Here is a 21,671-nt window from a genome sequence, read left to right as displayed (position 1 = left end):
CATTTTAATTCTTATAATATTTATTTGTTTACTTGGTTATCTAGTTAAAAAAATTTGCACCCCCACTTCTACTGTCTGTGTTATTCCGTTTTTTCTTTAAGCACTTTTTCAAGCAATTGATCAAGCTTATTTAAGCCTATCAGGATATCGTTTAGATCCTCTCGGGATGAATGTTTGACAAACAGCTGCTGAAAATCGCTGACATTGGCCTTAATACCTCGCATTCGCTCTTGTGCTTTATCGGTTAGCTCAATCTTGACCACCCGCTGGTCATCCTTCATTCGGACCCTGCTAACCAGTTCCATATTCTCCAGTCGGGAACATACCGCAGACACATTACTATCTACCATATTCAGTACAGCGCCAATATCTCCTACTCTTAAAGGTCCTTCATTCTCTAGCAGCAGCAAAATGTTGATAGAAGGGCCAGTAAGATTCTGTGGTGAATAGAATTGATTGACGATCTTCGAGTGTTTAGTATCTATGACGCGTAGCAAACCACCAATTTGTACACAGGATTCAATGGGATCCATAAGTTCTCCTAGCTTGTCCGATATTTATTTATCGCAATAAATATTTCTACAATAATTAAATAGTAAACGGTTACGATTTCGCCGTCAATCATTTTCTGGAAATTTTTTTATTCCGATATCTTGCCGCCGCAATGCAACAAAAGGTCGCCTGCCTGGCAGGCTCTCATTCTTTTTCAAACTTTGAAAGTAATGACACCTTCACATATCAATGCATCCTTCGTAATAACATGAATACTGGAAACACCTCGTGCTGATTAGTTCACTATCCTCATTCTGACTGTGATAAGATGCACGTATCGCGTACAGAGATATTTTTCTTAGGAGGTTAGCTTATGAGCAAGCTTATGAAAGCATACTACGAGGCAAGCTGCAAACCTGCCTTGCTGATGTTTGCTTTGGCCTTATTGGCTCTCGTTTATCTCAACGCAGTTGATGGGCCCTATTCCATTGTCCGATTTAAACAGCTCCATGCAGGGCTTCCTCTGCTCGATCTTTTGTGGAACTACTCACCGAATCAAGTGTATGAAATGTTAAGTGGTTATGGTGAGCAAGGCAGAAACGATTACATAGCTAATCTAGCCGTCGTCGATATTTTGCTTCCCATTCTGTACGGATTAGGTATGGGGCTGTTGATGGCATGTCTAATCCGCAGATCCGTGCCCCAATTATTTGGATTACGACATCTCTCTTTACTGCCACTTGTTGCAGCAATAGCTGATTATGGCGAGAATATAACCATAGCGGTCATGCTGCAAGCTTACCCGGATCGAATCGACACTCTCGCTGTTACAGCCAACATCTTCACCATGATCAAAACCTCGGTATCATTAGTGAGTCTGGGTTTAATCGTGCTGTTTACTATTATTGCCCTGATCACACGACTGCTGTCCCGATCACGGAACTGAGGGACCTACTGCGTGTCATTCGGCAGCAAGTAACGATGCCGAATGATTGCTTCATACCTGCCTACAGCTATTCAAGGAGAGGCTCGTATTGTATACATAGACGATGCACGCTCATAGAAACTTCCACTGACGTGGAGTAATGGATACTGCTGCAATATCGTAGCTCGAACAAAGTTAGCTAACCTTGGTTATAAACATAGGTCAGCCCCCATCTACAAAGGTGGGGGCTGAGATTAGTTGTATTTGCACAGCAAATAATTAAATTAGATTTATCCCTATTCTCAATGCCTCTCTTTTTATTGGCGTCTGTTTTAATAATAAAAGCAAATTCCTGTACCTTGTCTTCCCATTTGTAACGCACCCGTGCTGATATTCAATTTCGCTGCTATACCAATACCGTTCATCTGAACTCCTTCCATAAACCTTCAAAATGATAATTAAACCATATGACGGGTTTTTATTATTAAATACTGTATGACAAGGATAAATTCGATTAAACTCTAGCATTTGCACTAATGATGTACGATAAGGGAGTAGGCGGATTTCACTAAAGAAATTGTAATTAAGCATGAGATTATTCGAAGCGTGGAGGCTGATCACTTGTCAACAAATCGGATTGGTGGAGCGATTCCTATCTTCCCTTGCAGGTCCATCGACGAACAGTTGGATTTCTATCAAGCACTGGGTTTTAAACTGACTTATCGGCAGGCCAAACCAAACCTATACGCTAGCGTCCAACACCGCATCATGGAATTACACTTTTTTGTTTTGAAACAATTGGAGCCATCCAACTCATACAGCATGTGCTATGTAAGCGTTCCCGATGTGGATGCCATATACAAAGAATTCTGCGAAAATCTAAAAAAGACTTATCAGAAAGTCCCCTCAAAGGGATTTCCCAGAATCACCAGGCTCAACAATCTTACAGAAGACCGCAGATTTAATCTTATCGATCCTGCCGGTAATCGCTTGCTGATTGGTCAGAAACATGCCTCTCCTGAGCCTATCCAGAGCGATCAATACGTTGTGCCTCACCCGTCAAGATTTACAAAAGCATTTGAATCTGCGTACCGATTGGCATATGCCAAAGACGAACCCGCAGAAGCAGCCAGAGTACTTGATCTTGTTTTTTCAAAAGCCGGAGAAGTATCAGCTGAGCTTCGTTACAAAGCTTATGTATTACGAGCAGATATCGCTATTTCAATGGATGAGCTAAATCTTGCGATGACTTTTATTAAAGAAGCAGGGAACTTAGCGTTATCTGATCAAGAGATAAAAGAAGTGATGGAAACGACCCAACGATTAGCCGAACTTAAAATGACTTTAGGGCAAACCTAATCTTCTTAGGTACCCCTGTGGCTGGATTAACCCGACGAAATCGCCAACAATGGGTATGAGAGCTCAACATACGAAGGCTGCTAGCATATTTGCAGCCACACTAAAAGAAACGGGTACGATAGCTCATAGAGAACAGGCTGCCGCAAAATCGGCAGCCTGTTCCGTAATTATAATAGCGAGTTTTCGAACTTCACTTCCGGAAAGCGACTATCCGGTCCTTTCATTTAAGATTCTGCCTTGGTCGAATTCGCTTTCCGAGTTCATAAACAAACACGGCTTACGCAGACCCTCTCCCTAATGTCGATTCAAAAAGAGTTCAGTTGCGAAACCATTTATAAAGTTAAATTGTCAATACAAACTCCATGGCTAATCGTTCTTTCTCCGCAATGTCGACTAGAAGCTCGGATGCAAGTCTTAGTTCCTGTTGATTTCCGGTTCTTCCCGCATTATCAATTGATGCCGAAACACCCTTCCACATCGGCGCGATTTCCGCAAACAGAATGTATGCCTGCTCTAATTTAGAGTCACCGAACAAATTCACGCATTCTTTTAGGAAATCTCTATACAGGTTTCGAAATAAGGCGCCGCCGGTTCCCGCCTTTTCCATCAATAAAGCAGTCAAACACAGATCTTTCTCTAAATCCTTGCTTCTAGAAGGCCAATTCAGGATTTCGCCGCTCATTTTTTTGATTCCTTTATTGCCCATATTGCGGATAGGTGGATTCAAATAGTTATGAGCATTGTTGATAAGGGATGATCGTATGGCGGGTACAAGCGGCGGAAGGGTATCCGTTTGCTCGATCGTAAAGGAGCGATTCTTGGAGCTCATGGGCCCCTTTGCGTTTCTTGCCATAGACAAATTCGACAATCGCGTTTTCACGAGTCCGCCTTGTTGGCTTGTATCTGCCATATAGGCATATTCGTCATCCATGCCATATATCACCGCATAGTGGGCTGCAAAGTGAATTTTGTTTGTAAAGTAATCTAAATAATACGAATCTAGTTTAAGCCCTACAGGAATTCCACGGTCTATGCAGCTTTGCACGTTCTGCCATGCTTTTGTAACAGACGAGGTTTCTTGCACCCTGATACTCAAATTGAGTCGGGAGGCTATGCAAGCAGACAGTTCATCAGGCTTTGCTCTACCCCCGATAAAAGGAAAGTCCATCCCCTTCGAATCCCAATAAATGAATCCCAAACCTTCCCCAATACCGAATAACATTGGCTCCGATAATCGAACACCTTCATGCTGAAGGAGATTGCCCATCGCTGTCGTCTCGCAGTGTTCTCCCCGAAAAAGAGCAAAATCTTCAATTATCATGGGCATGTACCTCCAGTTCCCCTGTTAGTTCACTGATCAGATTTGCGACAAATGTCTTTTCGTTCTCGATGAGACTCATCGGGTGAAGAAAAAGAGACCTAACGTGCAATGGCAATTGATTGCCGCCTTGCGATTCATATTTCTGACCTAAGTTCCTCAATGTCTCCTCTAGAAGGTTCTGTCGCTTCCGTAAAGCTTCCACAGCTTCATTTTTTTCGATAAAAGGGAGGGCCGCCAGTCCAAGATCGAAACGGTTATCCCGTTCCCGCGCAGAAGCTAGGCTTACGATGATTTCATTCCTTAATGCTTCTATCCCCGCTTCCATCATGACATAAGTAGACGGCACAGGTCCTTTGCCAGACTTATGGACGGAATCTTCGGATTGGATCAGTCCTTTGTCTTTCAGTTTCTGCAATCCGACGTAAATTGAAGTCGTACCTATATTCGCCCATTCCCTGTAGCCTCTAAGTTCTATTAACTTATTGATTTGATACCCCGACGCTTGTTTGGATTCCGCAATAATTTGCAGCAACATAAATTCCACGTTGGAAAGAGATTTCATTGCTTATGTCCTCTTCTTATTATATTTCATGCATGTAATATAACACTAGTGAAATATAAAATCAAGAAGATCTACCCTAGCATGACGGTCCGACTCTTGCTCCCAAGCCAAAGACACCGCGCACGTTTGTGGAAAGATATACTGGACGAGCTTTTCAACAGTAACCTGCCTCAATTGTAGAACCATGGCTGGCTCTGTGCCTGCTACAACAGCTTTCTCCGGTTTCTTGTTTGCAAGCTGTTGAACAAGAAAGCCCAAAGAGGGCCGCAACAGTCCGCCTCACGGTACCCTGTCGCAGCCCTCCAATCCGCGTCAGACGCGGCCTCAGCTTTTACTCTTCCCCTGTCGCAATCGGATTCTCGCTATACGAAATCCAATCGCTCCAGCTTCCTGCGTACAGCTTGGCGTTCGTATACCCCGCTTGCCATAGCGCTAGCACGTTCGGGCAGGCCGTGACGCCTGAGCCGCAGTAGACGATCACCTCATCTGCATCTCCTACGATGCTGCTCCAACGAGCTTGCTGCTCAGCCGCGGACCGCCAGCGCCCCGCTTCATCTAAGCTCTGCTGCCAGAACGTATTTACTGCACCAGGAATATGTCCGGCTTTCGGGTCTATCGGCTCTACTTCCCCGCGATAGCGGGGCGATTCGCGCGAATCTATGAGTCTTACGCGCGGGTTCCCCAGCTTGGACGCCACTTCTTCCATACTCGCTACAAGATGATCGCGTACACGGGGTGTGTAGATGCTCGTTTCTTTCGAACTTACTACTCCAGCGAGCCTATTATCGAATACGCTCCCCACTTCCTCCTGCTCCAGGGGGTAACCCTCCTGCTCCCAAGCCTGGATACCACCATCAAGCAGCAGAACTTCGCCCTCATGTCCCAGCCATTGCAGCAGCCACCATAAACGACTGGCGTTAGCACCGCCTTGTGCGTCATAAGCTACAACCACACTCTCGTGTGTAATACCAGCTTCTGTTAGCCGCTGCGCCAGCACCTGCGGCTGCGGCAATGGATGGCGACCACCATGCTCCGCTTTTGGCGATGACAAATCCCTGTCCAAGTCGAAATAAACGGCGCCAGGAATATGTCCCTCCTTATATGCTGCTTGTCCTCGTTCTGGCTCCATCAGCCAGAAGCGGCAGTCCACAATCGCTAATGTACTTGCTGTGATCTGCTGCTTGCGTTCTCCATCCATTTGGCCTGTTATTCTTTTGTAAAGTTCCTCTGCGCGTATGATCGGTGATAATAATGACATCCTCATATCCCCTTCCCATGCCCTACTTATGGCCTTCACACTTGATACCAGATTTGTTAGGTTAGCTGCTTGTATAGAAAGATTCTACTGTAATCCTATAGCACACTCATTTCAAAAAAAGAAATATACCGTATGCCTGCTGATCATCGTATCATTGCACTACTGAAAAACAGCATCCATGCGCCATAAAGATGATCATTTGCTACATCCGATCACCTAATTTATCTTATTACACAAATTATTTATAAGTCCTGACTAACTACTCCATTAGTCTACCAACTGCACCCTAGCAATGACCTCATTTTCTTTCATTACTTCAATAACATGAAATTGCCGATCATGCTGCGCGCTGCCGCTTCCGATAAATAAAATATTTTCCTGCCCTAGTCCATAAAACAAATCGTCTGCCAGCGCTTCCAACACCTCGCTGCGCTCCTCTGTACTCATCGCCTGCCAATCCCCCGATTCCATATCAAAAAAGGAATAGCTATCTGGAATCTGACCTACTGCTGCAGCTAATTCCTGCAAAATATCTTTATAGGGTCTAGTAAAAGGCATACCCATCCATATTCACTCCTTTATACTGCATTACAAATTACTTCGTATTGTAGCATAATGCCCTTCTTACACCAATGCGAAGTCTAACTTTACAGGTACGTTCAAGCAGGACGTCTAAATTTTTGGTCCTATTTTGCCGATAAATAGGATGTTGCATCATTTTTTCGATAATGACGGTGAATACCGTCGAAAGAGAGCGCAGGAAGCATCATTATACTCATGGATGAGGTGGATGTAGAACATGGAGAAATCAACGATTATAGGCATAGTCCTCGGGCTTGCTGCTGTCCTAGTGGGGATGGTTCTGAAAGGAGCCTCTCTCACAAGTTTGTATAACCCCGCAGCGTTTATGATCATTATTGTCGGAACTGCCGCCTCCGTATTTGTGGCATTCCCACTAAACGAACTTAAAAAAGTTCCGAAGCTATTTAAGCTGTTGTTCGTCAAGCAGCATCTTGTTGATCGCGTACAGTTAATTCAACTCTTTATGGAATGGGCATCGATTACACGCCGCGAAGGATTGTTGGCGTTGGAATCCCGCATAGATGAGATTGACGACGACTTTCTACGCGGCGGCATGCGGATGATTATTGATGGCAATGACCAGGACTTTGTGCGTGACGTGCTCATGGAAGACATTCACGCAACAGAAGAACGTCACCGTGGTGGTGCACTCATCTTCTCCCAAGCAGGCATGTATGCGCCGACACTCGGGGTGTTAGGCGCGGTTATCGGCTTGATTGCCGCATTGGCGGATATGTCCGATATGGGTAAACTTGCCCATGCGATTGCGGCAGCTTTTATCGCTACGCTCATGGGTATTTTCACTGGTTATGTGTTATGGCATCCAATTTCCAACAAACTTAAAAGGCTCTCCCATAACGAAATTCAAATTCGATTGATGATGGTAGAAGGACTCTTATCCATTCAATCCGGTGTGTCCACGATCGCGATCAATCAGAAGCTTTCTGTCTTCTTGACGCCTGCTGAACGTAATCGGATGAATATGAAGGAGGAGGCTGTGAGTGAGTAAGAAACCACGGAAAGAGCATCACGAAGAGCATGCAGATGAATCCTGGCTCATACCGTATGCCGATCTGATGACACTGCTCCTCGCCCTATTTATTGTCCTATATGCAATGTCAGCCGTTGATGCACAGAAGTTCCAAGAGATGAGTCAAGCCTTTAGCACTGCTCTTAACAGCGGCGGCGCAGGCAATGGCATTCTGGATAATAACGCCGTTATTCCTCAAGGCGGACGCAAACCAGAGGAACAAAGTGAGGAGAAGGATCGTAAATTCGAGACTGCTGCTGATAAAGCGCAAGAGCGCTTTGCACTCCAAGCTAAGCAAGAACAAAAGCAGTTAGAAGAACTGCAGAACAAGGTTAACGATTACATTTCCAAAAATGGTCTTACAGATCAATTAAATACAAAGCTGAATCATTCCGAGCTTAAGATAACGATTAACGACAGTGCCTTATTTGATTCCGGGAAGTCGGATCTGAAGTCGGGTGCAAAGCAGCTAGCCTTAACGATTGGTGATATGATCAAACAATATACCGGCTATCAGATCGTGATCAGCGGACACACCGATAACGTCCCGATCAAGAACAGCAAGTATGAATCGAACTGGGATTTAAGTTCAGCACGTGCGCTTAACTTTATGAAGATTGTGCTTGGGCGATCTGGTCTTGATCCGAAGTTATTCCAAGCTGTAGGTATGGGAGAGTATCATCCTGTCTCATCCAACAATACCAATACGGGCCGGGCACAGAACCGCCGTGTTGAGGTGTCTATTCTTAGAAAGTTCACGTCTAACAAACAACCCGCCGCAGGCTCTTAATGTCTCGGTCCACTTTAATGAATAACCAACAGAGGCTGCTTCAGCTGTAGGATACCCTACTGCGAAGCAGCCTCTGTTCTATTTGCCAATACACATTATCGAATCTTGATGTAGGCACGTTCTTCATTTATCTTATATGCTGTAACGTCCGCAGCCGGCAGCTTAATCGTAACCATAGTTCCTTCATGCAGCTTGCTCGTAATTTCCAGTGTTCCTTTATGATTATAAATGATGCGCTGACATACCATCAGGCCGAGCCCAGTCCCCTTCTCTTTATTGGTAAAGAACGGATCTCCTAATCTAGTCAAATGATCCTCAGGGATACCTATACCGTAGTCTCGAATGGTAATACGGACCTGTTCCTCCGCATATTGATCTACAGAGATGTCCATTTCCCCACCTTCAGGCATAGCCTCAATTCCATTTTTCACAATATTAATGAATACTTGTTTAAGTTGGTTTTCCTCACAAAGTACAAGTGGCACATCCTGAAACTTAGTGACAAACTCAATATTGTGCATCTGTGCATGGTTACCGAGGAACGACAATACGTCGTGCAGCACTTGACCAATATTCATCTCCTGAAAGCGAACAGCCTGTGGCTTCGATAAAATAAGAAATTCCCCTACAATCAAGTTAATCCGTTCTAACTCCGACAGCATCATGGACGTATGAACAGGATTCACTTTACTGGTCTGTAATTGTAATTGGATAAAGCCCTTTAATGTTGTGAGTGGATTACGAATCTCATGTGCTACACCCGCAGCCAATTGACCAACGGTTGTCAGCTTCTCAGATCGCCGCAGCAGTTCCTCCATACGCTTCCTGCTTGTGATGTCCCGTGTAATGCTAGCCCAGGCCATACATTGTCCTGATTCGTCCAGGATCGGTGATGTGCTCACACTGACATCCAGTATTCGACCATCCTTTGTCATACGAAGAGTCTCTTGAGCGCCTCCCGCTTTGCCACTGCTTAGGCTCTCTTCGATCTCCACATACGGCTTGCTGAGCTCAGACGGAATAGTAGGCAGCTTCTTGCCCAGCACTTCGTGCTCCTTCCATCCAAACATATCAACAAACGCCTGGTTCACCCGTTCTACATCGCCATGAAGATCCGTTACATGTATTGCATCGGTAGACTGATTAATAAAGGATTCCAAATGATGCTTCATCGCCCGATTCTCTTCATAAAGCGTTCTTAAACGTTCTGTGGACTGATAGAGATTGTCTGCCATCAGATTTATTCTGGATGCTAATACACCTAATTCATCATTACGTTTAATTCGTAAGGTCGTGTTAAACTGACCAATTGCCATCATATTTACTTTTTGTACAATATACTGTAGTGGACGGATTAAGAACCCCGCCAGGAAATAGCTCCCCACCAATACAAGTTCCAGCAGCACTAGACCAATCGCTATGCTTTGCATCAATTGCTCATGCAGTGTATCCAATAGCGGCTTGGCATCCATCACCACTGTCATGATGTACGGATTCCTACCTTCCGTAGCTGTAATATAACTTTTAACGACGGCTTCACCTTTAATATTGCTCTCAACAAATAATGAATGCCCGTCTTCTATTACTTGTGCGACTCGCTCATAGTCTTCAACTTCTGCATATTTGTAGCTGCCATACAAGATGGGCTGATCCTGCGAACGTACATATCTGATTCCGTTGACCCGCTTGGTAATGATGGGGGGCTTGCCGAATGCCTCTGGGTTAAATGCCGTTATTTCCAATACGTTCAGCTGCTTATCAATCGTCTGCTCAATAATCTTGTCTGGCTTCGTTAGTTGAAAGCTGCTCTGTATCCCGGCAGTGTCCTGAATAAACGGATTGATAATATAATTCCGTTTGCCATCGTAATAATATCCCCACTTATCAATATGGCTTGGATTAGAGGTGGAAATATCAAACGGGCCTGTCCAAAAATGCTTCTGGCCCCGCCCTTCTGCTATCCATACCTGCTTATACTCCAATAGCTGCTGAAACGCTGTAAACCAGAAGCCCCAGCCTTTTGTAGACATCCCAATCTCCGCGGGATCGGATGATCGCCGGATGACGATATCCTGGCCGTCTTCTGTCTTCTGCAACAACGATACTTGAGAAATGCCAACTTCATGACTTATCTGCTTAAGCTGTTCATTAGTAATGTCACGAATGTCGGTTGGAAGCCGACTCGCAGCGTATATAGAAGCCATGTGCAGCTTCTCTGCCAACAGGTCCTCTACAACATGGTCTGCATACTGAGACTGGCGCATGGAAATAGATATCTGTTGCGTAATGACTTCCATTCGTGCTTCCATTTCCTCTATTAACTTGTCCTTGGTTGTGTAATAATTCAGTACCATATGGAGAAGCAATACAATTAGGAGTGCGCACGAAATGGATATGGAAAGCTTGCCCTTAATGGATAATCGCATACATCACCTCTACCGTACCTGTAACGGGTTTGGCTTATTTTGGATCTAACTACATGATCATAACGAGTTCAATTGATTTTGTCTATTCATTTCCTCTACATATACACCATATTTTCCTTATCCTTCCGCAATTGATCAGTTATTGATAACACAGTTGAATTATATCGTTAAATTGCCTACAATTAAGCTAGTTTATCAACAGGTTATTCACAGATTGTGAGCAGTTATGGATAAGTTGTGTACAAATTTGTGAGTAACGCCCAACTTATCCACAGAGTTATTCACATCCTGTTAACAGCGAATATTTGTTCGAGGAATAACAGAACATGATCAATTATAAAGGAGTCTAGCATGAACCCTATCGATGACCTTACCCCCTGCTCCCCCGCTGAAGAGAGCAAGCATGAATACTGGATGCAGCAAGCAATTGCAGAGGCTCGCAAAGCGGAAGCCATTGGTGAAGTCCCAATCGGCGCTATTGTTGTACATCAAGATCAGATCATCGGAAGAGGATACAATCTTAGAGAGACGACAGCAGATTCTACCGCCCATGCAGAGATGATTGCGATCCGCGAGGCTAGCGAGCACCTCAGGGCGTGGAGACTGCTTGACTGCACCCTGTATGTAACGTTAGAGCCCTGTCCGATGTGTGCGGGAGCTATCGTGCAATCTCGCCTGCCCTATGTTGTATTTGGCACCCCTGATCCAAAGGCAGGTTGTGGAGGCACTTTGATGAACCTGATGCAGGAGCCCCGCTTTAATCATCGTGCTGAAGTGAGGGAGGGCGTGCTCCGTGAAGAATGCGCTGATCTGCTCGTTCAATTTTTTCGCCAACTCCGCAAACGGAACAAAGAACTGCCTTCACGAGATCTGGACTTAACACCAGAGCCCAGCTAACTCTCCCCTTACGTTACTGTTAGCAACGATAACATAGAAAGAGACCTGTCATCTGACAGGTCTCTTCATTATGCGGTTAGTGGTTTACATGCCGCCGCCATACATTTGCTCCAATTGGTCCATAGGAATAGCATCCTTTGGAACGCCAATCTTAAATTCTTGCTTGCCATTAATATTGCTTGTCTCCGTAGTCACACGAAGTGCTAGCTTTACATTCTCGTTAGCTTCGTTAAAGTCAAGGTTACCTACAAAAGTCTGATGTGCAGGGAAGCCATCTTTGTTGATTGCTGTCGTCACGCTCAGCTCATTTACCTTTAACGATTTCTTCATTTCTTCCAAGCCCTTTTTCAGTTCGCTATCAGAAGCTTTAAGCTCTGTTTTAGCCTTTTCTATCTCGGAAGCTTCCAATTGGAAGATTTTGCGATATTCTTCTTTAGACATCAAATCAAGCAATGCTGGAAGCGCATCTTTAACAAATGTTGTTGCTGCTTGATCAAAATTATCGTTATTAACTGCAAACTTTACAACTTGCTTTGCATCTACGCCTTCAGGCAAACCAGCATCTTTTACTGCAATATCCGTAAAGTAAGTTTTCTCATCGAATTTGCTAACCACTTCTTTGAAGAACTCATTGCCGAATTTTTGTGTTGTCTGGATGTTAGCTGAACTCATATCAAAAGACTGGCCCTGCTCTTCCGCAAGCTTCTTATAGTCGAGTTCAAGGAACTTACCGACCATCTCTTGTGGAATCATACCAGCAAGCATCGGAATGTTAGGTACTTTAACGTACATTTTCTCTTGTGTCATGGAGAATGGCAACGAGAATTTAAATGCCATATCACCTTTAATATCTACATCAAGCGTCGCTTCTACTTGAAGTGGCTCATTCTGAGCAACACCAGATATCGTTAACTCCGAATTCTTCAGCAAACCAGCCATCATTGCTGATTGTTGACCATCGAAGCTTGCTCCCGTTAATTGAAGATCATCCACTTTAACTGATGATTTGAATGCATAAGACTTCATTTCAAGCGACTTCGTATATGCCCCTTGAATGGCTTCCTTTGAACTTGTCTTGCTGCCACAGCCTGTCACAACTAAAGCAACAGCGAATAACATCACAATTGCGCCTTGGTACCATCTTTTCTTCACGATTGTCTCTCCCATCTTTTCCTTGAAAGTTCACCCATTAGATATTAACCTATATGGAGGATTTTGAAAATCCTTTAATAGCAGTTTTCTATAAAATTAGGCATCCATGCCTATACAAAACGTCCAATATTGTCGAATCCTGCTTATATAATCCCTGTTAATGGATATCTTTTTTCTTAAATCTGCCGCCTTTAACATCATGGATATTTCCGATTGCCAGAAAGGCTTGAGGGTCATGCTCCTCGACAATGGATTTCAGCTTCGCCTCTTCAAGACGTGTAATAACAGTGAAGATAACCTTTTTCTCATCGCCGGAGAATCCACCTTCACCCTTCATATAAGTTACACCACGTCCAAGACGACTTAACAGCGCATCACCAATCTCCTTATAATTATCGCTGATAACCCATACGGCCTTTGAGTCATTTAGCCCTTCAATCGTCACATCAATCATTTTAAAGGCAATATAATATGCAATTAAGGAATACATCGCTTTTTCAAAGCTAAATACAAAGCCTGCAACTAACATAATGAATAAATTAAAGAACATCACGATCTCGCCAACGGAGAAGGCTGTACGTTTGTTGAATAGAATGGCTACAATCTCAGTACCATCCAATGATCCCCCAAATCGAATAACGATACCGACCCCAATCCCCAGTATAACGCCCCCGTATACAACAGCTAAAAAGCTATTTGTAACAAAAGGAGGAACGGGATGAAGCAGAAACGTAGCTACCGACATAATACCGATCCCTAGTAAGGTGGACAATGCAAACGTCTTGCCAATTTGCTTATATCCGATAATGAGGAACGGGACATTGAGTAGAAATAAATAAAGTCCAAGCGGAGCACCTGTAACGTGGGATAAAATAATCGATATACCGGCTATTCCACCATCTGTCATTTGGTTCGGGACTAAAAATAATTCAAGACCCACGGCCATCATAACAGCACCAAGCGTAATAAAAATGATGCGCATCGCCAAGTTGCCCAAGCTCATCTTGGTATGCTTGACAGGCTTAAAGTTAGCCTGATTGATATCCATTGAAGTCTTCTCATCAATGGTATTTGCGTCTAGATCAGACAAGTTCTCTCACTCCTTCTGTCTATTCTTATCTTTATTATACCGGATATGTGAGCAAAGACATAGAATTCAATATTTTTGCACTAAAAAAGCCTCGCTCCAGTAGCCCTTTCCTCTTGTTGAGAAAGGGCTACTGAAGGAGACTTATTAGAATCGTAAAGACTCATTATTATAATGAAATTCAATTTTAAATGTTAACCTTGCGGATTGTTGTGACTCACATGGTTTTTACTTTTTACTTTCTTTGATCCTGACAATGGCTCCTGCTGCGCCCCGCCATCATTTCCGGCGTGGTGACGCTCCTGATTTTGATCAGCCTCGGGAACCGGGATGGCCTTCGACTTGCCTGCGTTGCCCATACATACATCTCCCTTTCTTAAGTATTATACCGAGTCTGACGCCTGATGGTCGTGATTCAGCGCATCCTGATGACGTCGATCATTATGATCCTGCTGCAATTGCTGAGCATGATGGCTGTTCACTGTCGCCTCGTCCAGGCTTTCGACTACGCTCGACAGGTTTTTATCTGCACTGCCCTTTGCTTTAGTCATCGTGCTACCTCCTATAATGTTGCCTTCTAGTCCGTAATATCCTGCAGCGCTTGAGCACACTCGTGGATATGACGAATATAGTTCTGTGTCAGCTCCTGAATCACTTCTGTGCGCTCATCCACTGTACGACCATCGCGCTCTACATCTACAAGCTGCACACGAACCTCATGCGGATCTACGTACGCACACTCGAAGTCAAAAGAATAATGCTGATGGCCTGCAGCATCGATATGAATGCGCAGTCCATTCTGAACGCCCTCATCCGCCAGTACAATTGCTTTGTCCGTCGGATTAAGCGTAGTCGGCAGCGTTTGCTGCCATGCTTGCACTAATTGCGCTTGGTCAATTCCCAAGCTTTCATTGTTGTGCATGAACCAACACCTCCACTATTCACAACTACAGTGTGTGGATGGGCGCAGACTTTTATACAGATGAATACAGATGAGCATTTTCTCTTAGCTCCAAACCCTATTCAAGTGAATATATGTTGGTGCAGCGCTGTGTTCCGTGCCACATGTTATTGCTACTCCTCAAGGCCTTAAATAAACTAAAAACCACATCACGACTGTGATGTGGTTGAATAATTAAATTATGGCGGAGAGGATGGGATTCGAACCCATGTGGGCTTGCACCCTAACGGTTTTCAAGACCGCCCCGTTATGACCACTTCGGTACCTCTCCATATGTGATTGCCGATCAAGAACAACTCGAGTCGGACAATCACGATTATAACAGCTATTTAAGTTTGACGCAAGCTGTTTATTTTTTTTCGATCATTTCCAGTCCACGCAAATAGGGACGCAGTGCTTCCGGTACAACAATGGACCCATCTTCTTGTTGATAGTTCTCAATAATTGCAGCTACAGTACGTCCTATAGCAAGGCCAGAACCATTTAGCGTGTGCACAAACTCAGGCTTGGACTTTGTATCACGACGGAAGCGAATATTAGCTCGACGTGCTTGGAAATCCTCAAAGTTCGAACAAGATGAGATCTCACGGTATGCATTGCTGCTAGGCAGCCATACTTCAAGGTCATACGTCTTAGCCGAACTAAAGCCAAGATCGCCTGTACACAGGGTCATCACACGGTAAGGCAGCTTCAGAAGCTGCAGAATACGCTCTGCTTGCGACGTCAGCGCATCTAACGCCTCGTAGGAATCCTCAGGCTTCACAATTTTCACAAGCTCTACCTTGTTAAATTGATGCTGGCGGATCAAGCCGCGTGTATCTCTACCTGCTGAACCGGCCTCCGAACGGAAGCAAGCACTGTGAGCCGTATACTTGCGCGGCAGATCATCGATGCTGATGATCTCTTCGCGGTGATAGTTCGTCACAGGTACTTCAGCTGTCGGAATCAAGTAATAGTCCGTACCTTCCAGCTTAAACAAGTCCTCTTCAAACTTAGGAAGTTGACCTGTGCCATATAAGCTGTCGCGGTTAACGATATATGGAGGCATAATTTCCTCATAGCCATGTTCGGTCGTATGTACGTCCAACATAAAGCTAATTAAAGCACGCTCCAGGCGGGCACCTGCATTTTTATAAAATACAAATCGTGATCCTGTTACCTTTGCAGCATTCTCAAAATCGAGGATACCCAGATCGGCAGCGATATCCCAATGTGCCTTCGCTTCAAAGCTGAATGAGGTCGGCTCACCCCATACACGTGTTAATACATTATCATCCTCAGATGTGCCAACCGGCACCGCTTCGTTCGGAATATTAGGAATGGCCAGCGTTAATTCATTCATCGCTTCTTCCACAATACGAATCTCGTCGTCCAATTCCTTTATGCGATCGCCAACTTGGCGCATCTCCGCAATTAGTTCATCAGCTGATTGGCCTGATTTCTTTAACTTCGCCACTTCCTGTGACACTACGTTGCGGCGATTCTTTAATTGCTCCGTATCTTGCAGCATCTCGCGACGCTTTGCATCCAACTGCGGAAATTCTGCAATTAACTCGGGCGATTTGCCACGATTCTTGAGCGCTTGCTCAACGCGCTCGAATTCATTACGTAAATATTTGATATCCAACAAAGGGTATCCCTCCTACAAGTAGAACAGGCTTGTCTCTCACATTGCTCTCATATCTCTATTATAAAGTCTGTGTCAAATAAAAACACCTTAACCCTACCCTAAATAAGGGCTCAAGGTCAAGGTGCTTCCGATGATGTCCGTCAACCAGCATAAAGCCTTGTAAAGAAACCTATCCTCGCTGCTGCATACTTTCACGCACCATATCCGCAAAGTATTGGTGAAGACGGATATCATCTGTCAATTCCGGATGGAAGGAGCACGCCAGCAAGTGGCCCTGACGCGCGGTTACCATTTCTCCGTTGGTCTCACAAATAACGTCCACATTACTTCCTACTTTATCTATAAGCGGCGCTCGAATAAACACAGCTCTTATCGGTTCATTAATCCCTTTAACCGACAAGTCAGCTTCAAAGCTCTCTCGCTGCCGCCCAAAAGCGTTACGCCGCACCTTCATATCCATCAATGCAAGATGGGGTTGTTCAGGACCTTGATTTCCTTCAATCTGTGTCGCGAGTACGATCAGGCCAGCACAAGTACCAAATATCGGTTTGCCTTGCTCAGAGAACTGCTGAATGGCTTCAATAAAGTCATACTTTCTCATGAGCTTGCCAATCGTTGTACTCTCGCCACCAGGTATAACAAGACCTTGTACATCCTCAAGCTGCTGAGGCCACTTGATAGCTACTGCTTCCGCGCCAGCAGCTTCTAGGCTGCGAACATGCTCTGCAACAGCGCCCTGCAGCGCCAATACTCCGATCTTCACGTGTCTGACCTTCCTTCTCACCAAGCTTCTTCGAAAGTTTAGCAATTATGAAAATAGCAGTATCGTGTCTTACTACCTACCAGCCACGATCCGACATGCGCTCAGACGGCGCAAGCTTCGAAATTTCGATGCCTTTCATCGGTGTGCCCAAGTTCTTCGATACTTCTGCTATTAATTTGTAATCTGTATAATGAGTGGTTGCTTCTACGATAGCACGCGCAAATTTCTCTGGATTGTCCGATTTAAAAATACCGGAGCCAACAAATACTCCATCTGCACCGAGATGCATCATCAAGGCTGCGTCTGCTGGCGTTGCTATGCCTCCTGCAGCAAAGTTGACAACTGGAAGCTTGCCATGTTGGTGAACATTAAGCAACAGTTCGTAGGATACGCCCAAATTTTTGGCTTCGGCATAAAGTTCATCTTTAGACAGGTTCTGCACTTTACGAATCTGGCTATTGATAAGACGCATATGACGTACAGCTTCCACGATATTACCTGTCCCAGGCTCCCCTTTGGTGCGAAGCATTGCTGCTCCTTCACCAATACGACGAAGCGCCTCTCCCAAATCTTTTGCACCACATACAAAAGGTACTGTGAAGTCGTGCTTATCAATATGGAATACTTCATCCGCAGGTGTTAATACTTCAGACTCATCGAGGTAGTCTACACCCAATGATTCCAGTACTTTAGCTTCTACAAAATGACCGATACGAGCTTTCGCCATTACCGGGATGGATACGACCTTCATAACTTCTTCAACAATCGTCGGATCTGCCATACGAGCCACGCCACCAGCGGCGCGAATGTCTGATGGTACACGTTCAAGCGCCATTACTGCTGTTGCACCTGCCGCTTCCGCAACTTTTGCTTGTTCCGCATTCATGACGTCCATAATAACGCCACCCTTTTGCATTTCAGCCATACCACGTTTCACTCGAGCTGTTCCTGTTTCCATCCTTGCCTGCCTCCCGCCATATCGTGCTCCACTTGCGGAGCTATCCTGATTTCATCCACTTATTGTACATGATGGTGTACATATACACAACCGCTATTGTCGGGATTATGTCACTTAGAACAAATCTCCGATCGATTTGAACAAATCAACAAAGAAATTTTTGATCGCACGGAAAAATAATCTCCACCAGCTGCCCTTTTCTACATCTTCTGACGCGATTAGGTTAACCGTTTGCTTCTGTTCGCCCGTCTTGCCCTTGAACGTGTAGGTAACCGTACCTACCTTCTGTCCATTTTTAATAGGCGCAACCAATTGATCCTCAGGAATCAACTTCACTTCATTCGTTAATGTTTTCTCATCAAATGCTGCACCCTTGTCCACAACAAAAGAAACATCTTTCTCCGTTACGGCACGAACATCTGTAGAAACACCCTTCTTAATAGGAGCAACCTCTTTGTCAGGTACAACCTGCTTGGAGGCAACTGCCTGCTTCACTTCTAAGTTATTAAATCCATAGTCCATCAGCTTCGCTGTTTCCGTAAAACGAGCCTCTTTGGATTTCGTTCCCATGACTACAGTAATCAGACGCATGTTGTCGCGCTTAGCTGTACCCGCAAACGTATACTGAGCAGCATCTGTGAAGCCTGTTTTCATGCCATCTACGCCCGGATAAGCATATCGCTTAAAGTTGGTCACATTTTTGTTGGCTTCCAGCATCCAGTTCAGATTATCCATTTCTGTCTTATCGCGTTCGCGGAATTTCTTCTTCTGAATGGTTGTAAACTGACTGAACTCTGGGTGATCCTGTACTATAGCTCGTACCAACTTTGCAACATCAATCGCTGACATCACAGTCTCATGTTCTCCACCTGGACGGAACTCTTCGGGCATATCCCGTTGCTCAAGCCCTGTTGCGTTAACGAAATAGGCCGTCTTCATATCGAGTCGCTTAGCCGTATCATTCATAAGCTTAACAAAATCCTGCTCTGTGCCTGCAATATGCTCTGCAAGTGCTACCGCAGCATCATTAGCCGATGCAATAGCCATCGCAATATACAGATCGCGCACAGTATGCGTATCATTCTCTGCTAAAAACACCCGTGATCCTTGTGTCAAAGCTGCATTCTTTTTGGTAGATACATTATCTTCCCAAGCCAATTCACCATTTTTTACTTTTTCCATTACGATATATTCCGTCATCATCTTGGTCATGCTTGCCGGAGGCAGTGCAACTTCCGAATTGATGTTGACGATAATTTGACCTGTGCTGGCTTCCATTAGTATAGCTGATTCAGCAACAAGACCAAGAGACTCTTTGGTAGGCGAAGCCGCTGCGGATTTGGTAGATTTAGTAGTGGTTGTCGTTTCCCCTTGCGCAACAAGCTTTGACGATGCCTCAGCAGCAACTATGCTTGCCGATGGCAGTAATGCAAAAGATAAAATTTGAAAGGCGGTCACAAAAGCGATCGCGCGCTTAAATTTGGTACGGGGACTTACTTGGTTGTTGTGTTTAAACACACGTACAACTCCTCTCTTGATGAATCCATCTGTCGTTATTCTATCACAGCCTGATAGACAAAAAAAAGACAGGTAGTGTTCCCTGTCTTTTCCTGTCGTTCTTATATGCTTCTTAGAAAGAGTAGTTAGGCGCTTCTTTCGTAATCTGAACATCATGCGGATGGCTTTCACGTAAGCCTGCACCCGTAATACGAACAAATTGTGTATCGTTCTGTAGTTCCTTAAGGGAGCCCGTACCACAATAGCCCATACCAGCCTTCAGACCACCAAGCAATTGATGAATAGTATCTGCCAGCGGACCTTTATATGCAACACGTCCCTCAATACCTTCAGGTACTAATTTCTTCTCATTACTGCTTTCTTGGAAATAACGGTCTTTAGAGCCTTGTTTCATGGCACCTAGGGAACCCATTCCACGGTATACTTTAAATTTACGACCTTGATAGATCTCAGATTCGCCTGGGCTTTCTTCTGTACCTGCAAACAAGCTGCCAAGCATTACCGCGCTGGCCCCTGCTGCAAGTGCTTTAGTAATATCACCTGAGTACTTAATACCACCGTCAGCGATAACCGGAATGCCTAGTTCACGAGCTACAGATGCACAATCGTATACGGCTGTAATTTGCGGTACACCAATACCTGCAATAACACGCGTCGTACAAATAGAACCAGGCCCAATTCCGACTTTAATGACGGAAGCTCCTGCTTCGATCAGATCACGAGTTGCTTCACCAGTTGCAACATTACCCGCAATGATAGTCAGATCTGGGTAATTAGCACGAATATCACGAACAGCGTTCAGGATATTGATATGATGGCCATGGGCAGAATCCACTACGATTACGTCGACTCCAGCTTGGACCAACGCTGCTACTCGTTCCGACGTATCACCGGAAATACCAACTGCTGCACCAACCAACAGGCGGCCTTGTACGTCCTTCGCTGCGTTAGGGTACTGTATAGCCTTCTCGATGTCTTTAATGGTAATAAGGCCTTTGAGCGTGTTGTCCTCGTCAACTAAAGGCAGCTTCTCGATCTTATGCTGCTGTAGAATAACTTCCGCTTGTTGAAGTGTAGTGCCAACAGCTGCGGTGACTAGGTTCTCGCATGTCATCACGTCTTTAATCTGAATATTAAAGTCATGCACAAAGCGCAGGTCACGGTTCGTTAAAATACCAACGAGCTTATTATTCTCATCTACAATAGGTACACCTGAAATGCGGAATTTGCCCATCAGCTTATCTGCCTCAGCTACTGTATGATCTGGGGATAAAGAAAATGGATTCGTAATAACGCCGCTTTCCGAACGTTTTACACGATCCACTTCTTCCGCTTGCTTCTCGATTGGCATATTTTTATGGACAATACCAATACCGCCCTCACGTGCGATAGCGATAGCCAATGGTGCTTCAGTTACCGTATCCATCCCTGCACTTATAAAAGGAATATTTAATTTCACATTATCACTTAAACGTGTAGACACATCGGTCTCACGAGGCAATACACTGGATTTACGTGGTACTAATAATACATCATCGAATGTTAACCCTTCTTTAACGAACTTAGACTCCCACACGAAGTAGTTCCTCCCTTTTCTATTCCAAATATTTTCTGTTTCTAATGAAAAAAATGTCTTGCGAGCAAGAACAAACCAACTACTTTGTCTATACCGCTTTTAGATATTATGCCGATTTTAGCAGAGCCCCCTTGACGTGTCAAGGACCTGACATGCACATCCTGCCATGAAATAGGCAGATTGTAGATACATCGTAACATCCGTTATGTATTATTGTTTGTTGGAAAGCTACATTATATGAACAATTGAGGTAAAAAATAAATAAAGCCCATCGACATAAGTCAATGGGCTTTACTGCTTGGCAACGTCCTACTCTCCCAGGACCCTGCGGTCCAAGTACCATCGGCGCTGGAGGGCTTAACGGTCGTGTTCGGGATGGGTACG

General features: G+C 44.7%; 22 protein-coding genes, 1 tRNA gene and 1 rRNA gene. 5 read left to right on the top strand and 19 right to left on the bottom strand.

What is annotated here, in order from left to right; translation table 11 throughout:
• Nucleotides 1–80: 80 nt before the first annotated feature.
• Nucleotides 81–533 (bottom strand): MarR family winged helix-turn-helix transcriptional regulator, encoded by a 453-nt coding sequence (locus tag MH117_RS25185; protein WP_239333689.1) that lies wholly within the window; start codon nt 531–533, stop codon nt 81–83.
• Between the two features lie 332 nt (nt 534–865).
• Between MH117_RS25185 and MH117_RS25180 the strand changes: the two genes are divergently transcribed.
• Nucleotides 866–1,438, top strand: a complete 573-nt coding sequence (locus MH117_RS25180) for a hypothetical protein (protein ID WP_239333687.1) — start codon at nt 866–868, stop codon at nt 1,436–1,438.
• 600 nt (nt 1,439–2,038) lie between these two features.
• Nucleotides 2,039–2,776, top strand: coding sequence for a bleomycin resistance protein (locus MH117_RS25175; protein ID WP_239333685.1), 738 nt, complete (start codon nt 2,039–2,041; stop codon nt 2,774–2,776).
• A 340-nt stretch (nt 2,777–3,116) separates the two neighbouring features.
• Here the strand turns inward: MH117_RS25175 and MH117_RS25170 are convergent, their stop codons facing one another.
• From MH117_RS25170 to MH117_RS25150, 5 genes are all read right to left on the bottom strand, one after another.
• A complete protein-coding gene (locus tag MH117_RS25170) occupies nt 3,117–4,103 on the bottom strand; it encodes a BtrH N-terminal domain-containing protein (protein WP_239333683.1) in 987 nt (328 codons plus the stop codon).
• Nucleotides 4,087–4,659: a PadR family transcriptional regulator gene (locus MH117_RS25165; protein ID WP_239333681.1), complete on the bottom strand. Its 573-nt coding sequence runs from the start codon at nt 4,657–4,659 to the stop codon at nt 4,087–4,089. Before MH117_RS25165 ends, MH117_RS25170 begins: the two co-directional genes overlap by 17 nt.
• A gap of 45 nt (nt 4,660–4,704) precedes the next feature.
• Nucleotides 4,705–4,929, bottom strand: coding sequence for a hypothetical protein (locus tag MH117_RS25160; RefSeq protein ID WP_239333679.1), 225 nt, complete (start codon nt 4,927–4,929; stop codon nt 4,705–4,707).
• A gap of 61 nt (nt 4,930–4,990) precedes the next feature.
• The gene (locus MH117_RS25155) at nt 4,991–5,917 is read right to left on the bottom strand and encodes a sulfurtransferase (RefSeq protein WP_343224485.1); all 927 of its coding nucleotides are present in this window, start codon (nt 5,915–5,917) and stop codon (nt 4,991–4,993) included.
• A 267-nt stretch (nt 5,918–6,184) separates the two neighbouring features.
• Nucleotides 6,185–6,481, bottom strand: a complete 297-nt coding sequence (locus tag MH117_RS25150; RefSeq protein WP_239333677.1) for a hypothetical protein — start codon at nt 6,479–6,481, stop codon at nt 6,185–6,187.
• 235 nt (nt 6,482–6,716) lie between these two features.
• Here MH117_RS25150 and motA point away from each other — a divergent pair, with 235 nt between their 5' ends.
• Nucleotides 6,717–7,508 (top strand): flagellar motor stator protein MotA, encoded by a 792-nt coding sequence (gene motA, locus MH117_RS25145; RefSeq protein WP_239333675.1) that lies wholly within the window; start codon nt 6,717–6,719, stop codon nt 7,506–7,508.
• Nucleotides 7,501–8,319, top strand: coding sequence for a flagellar motor protein MotB (locus MH117_RS25140; RefSeq protein ID WP_239333673.1), 819 nt, complete (start codon nt 7,501–7,503; stop codon nt 8,317–8,319). Before motA ends, MH117_RS25140 begins: the two co-directional genes overlap by 8 nt.
• 95 nt (nt 8,320–8,414) lie before the next feature.
• Here the strand turns inward: MH117_RS25140 and MH117_RS25135 are convergent, their stop codons facing one another.
• A complete protein-coding gene (locus tag MH117_RS25135; RefSeq protein WP_239333671.1) occupies nt 8,415–10,745 on the bottom strand; it encodes an ATP-binding protein in 2,331 nt (776 codons plus the stop codon).
• Between the two features lie 351 nt (nt 10,746–11,096).
• Between MH117_RS25135 and tadA the strand changes: the two genes are divergently transcribed.
• Nucleotides 11,097–11,642: a tRNA adenosine(34) deaminase TadA gene (gene tadA / locus MH117_RS25130; protein ID WP_239333669.1), complete on the top strand. Its 546-nt coding sequence runs from the start codon at nt 11,097–11,099 to the stop codon at nt 11,640–11,642.
• A gap of 84 nt (nt 11,643–11,726) precedes the next feature.
• Here tadA and MH117_RS25125 read toward each other — a convergent pair whose 3' ends face one another.
• The 12 genes from MH117_RS25125 to rrf form a co-directional block, all read right to left on the bottom strand.
• The gene (locus MH117_RS25125) at nt 11,727–12,794 is read right to left on the bottom strand and encodes a hypothetical protein (protein ID WP_239333667.1); all 1,068 of its coding nucleotides are present in this window, start codon (nt 12,792–12,794) and stop codon (nt 11,727–11,729) included.
• A gap of 157 nt (nt 12,795–12,951) precedes the next feature.
• Nucleotides 12,952–13,797, bottom strand: a complete 846-nt coding sequence (locus MH117_RS25120) for a YitT family protein (RefSeq protein ID WP_239333771.1) — start codon at nt 13,795–13,797, stop codon at nt 12,952–12,954.
• A gap of 278 nt (nt 13,798–14,075) precedes the next feature.
• Complete coding sequence (locus MH117_RS25115) at nt 14,076–14,240, bottom strand: small acid-soluble spore protein P (protein WP_239333665.1); 165 nt, start codon at nt 14,238–14,240, stop codon at nt 14,076–14,078.
• 24 nt (nt 14,241–14,264) lie between these two features.
• Nucleotides 14,265–14,432 carry a hypothetical protein gene (locus MH117_RS25110; RefSeq protein WP_239333663.1) on the bottom strand — a complete coding sequence of 56 codons (168 nt, stop codon included), beginning with the start codon at nt 14,430–14,432 and terminating at the stop codon, nt 14,265–14,267.
• A gap of 26 nt (nt 14,433–14,458) precedes the next feature.
• Entirely contained in the window at nt 14,459–14,803 is a 345-nt protein-coding gene (locus tag MH117_RS25105) for a hypothetical protein (RefSeq protein ID WP_239333661.1), read from the bottom strand.
• Between the two features lie 221 nt (nt 14,804–15,024).
• Nucleotides 15,025–15,113, bottom strand: a tRNA-Ser gene (locus MH117_RS25100).
• Between the two features lie 78 nt (nt 15,114–15,191).
• On the bottom strand, nt 15,192–16,472 hold the full coding sequence (serS, locus tag MH117_RS25095; RefSeq protein ID WP_239333659.1) for a serine--tRNA ligase: 1,281 nt from the start codon (nt 16,470–16,472) through the stop codon (nt 15,192–15,194).
• A gap of 169 nt (nt 16,473–16,641) precedes the next feature.
• Nucleotides 16,642–17,235 (bottom strand): pyridoxal 5'-phosphate synthase glutaminase subunit PdxT, encoded by a 594-nt coding sequence (gene pdxT, locus MH117_RS25090; protein WP_239333657.1) that lies wholly within the window; start codon nt 17,233–17,235, stop codon nt 16,642–16,644.
• A gap of 76 nt (nt 17,236–17,311) precedes the next feature.
• Nucleotides 17,312–18,193 (bottom strand): pyridoxal 5'-phosphate synthase lyase subunit PdxS, encoded by an 882-nt coding sequence (gene pdxS / locus MH117_RS25085; protein WP_028543409.1) that lies wholly within the window; start codon nt 18,191–18,193, stop codon nt 17,312–17,314.
• Between the two features lie 114 nt (nt 18,194–18,307).
• Entirely contained in the window at nt 18,308–19,711 is a 1,404-nt protein-coding gene (locus MH117_RS25080) for a D-alanyl-D-alanine carboxypeptidase family protein (protein ID WP_239333655.1), read from the bottom strand.
• Nucleotides 19,712–19,823: 112 nt separating this feature from the next.
• On the bottom strand, nt 19,824–21,287 hold the full coding sequence (gene guaB, locus MH117_RS25075) for an IMP dehydrogenase (RefSeq protein ID WP_239333653.1): 1,464 nt from the start codon (nt 21,285–21,287) through the stop codon (nt 19,824–19,826).
• Nucleotides 21,288–21,583: 296 nt separating this feature from the next.
• Nucleotides 21,584–21,671: ribosomal RNA gene (gene rrf, locus MH117_RS25070) — 5S ribosomal RNA — on the bottom strand; the annotation flags it as partial.

Source organism: Paenibacillus sp. ACRRX (genome assembly GCF_022346885.1).
In the GTDB taxonomy this organism is placed as follows: Bacteria; Bacillota; Bacilli; order Paenibacillales; family Paenibacillaceae; genus Paenibacillus_B.
The sequence above is the reverse complement of the archived record's forward strand: the minus strand, read 5'-3'. Positions and strand labels throughout refer to the sequence as shown.

Excerpts from the sequence above, each read along its gene's own strand:
- MH117_RS25185 (WP_239333689.1), bottom strand. The coding sequence starts at position 533 with ATGGATCCCATTGAATCCTGTGTACAAATTGGTGGTTTGCTACGCGTC.
- MH117_RS25180 (WP_239333687.1), top strand. The coding sequence starts at position 866 with ATGAGCAAGCTTATGAAAGCATACTACGAGGCAAGCTGCAAACCTGCC.
- MH117_RS25170 (WP_239333683.1), bottom strand. The coding sequence starts at position 4,103 with ATGCCCATGATAATTGAAGATTTTGCTCTTTTTCGGGGAGAACACTGC.
- MH117_RS25165 (WP_239333681.1), bottom strand. The coding sequence starts at position 4,659 with ATGAAATCTCTTTCCAACGTGGAATTTATGTTGCTGCAAATTATTGCG.
- MH117_RS25155 (WP_343224485.1), bottom strand. The coding sequence starts at position 5,917 with ATGTCATTATTATCACCGATCATACGCGCAGAGGAACTTTACAAAAGA.
- MH117_RS25150 (WP_239333677.1), bottom strand. The coding sequence starts at position 6,481 with ATGGGTATGCCTTTTACTAGACCCTATAAAGATATTTTGCAGGAATTA.
- motA (WP_239333675.1), top strand. The coding sequence starts at position 6,717 with ATGGAGAAATCAACGATTATAGGCATAGTCCTCGGGCTTGCTGCTGTC.
- MH117_RS25135 (WP_239333671.1), bottom strand. The coding sequence starts at position 10,745 with ATGCGATTATCCATTAAGGGCAAGCTTTCCATATCCATTTCGTGCGCA.
- tadA (WP_239333669.1), top strand. The coding sequence starts at position 11,097 with ATGAACCCTATCGATGACCTTACCCCCTGCTCCCCCGCTGAAGAGAGC.
- MH117_RS25120 (WP_239333771.1), bottom strand. The coding sequence starts at position 13,797 with ATGAGCTTGGGCAACTTGGCGATGCGCATCATTTTTATTACGCTTGGT.
- MH117_RS25115 (WP_239333665.1), bottom strand. The coding sequence starts at position 14,240 with ATGGGCAACGCAGGCAAGTCGAAGGCCATCCCGGTTCCCGAGGCTGAT.
- MH117_RS25110 (WP_239333663.1), bottom strand. The coding sequence starts at position 14,432 with ATGACTAAAGCAAAGGGCAGTGCAGATAAAAACCTGTCGAGCGTAGTC.
- MH117_RS25105 (WP_239333661.1), bottom strand. The coding sequence starts at position 14,803 with ATGCACAACAATGAAAGCTTGGGAATTGACCAAGCGCAATTAGTGCAA.
- pdxS (WP_028543409.1), bottom strand. The coding sequence starts at position 18,193 with ATGGAAACAGGAACAGCTCGAGTGAAACGTGGTATGGCTGAAATGCAA.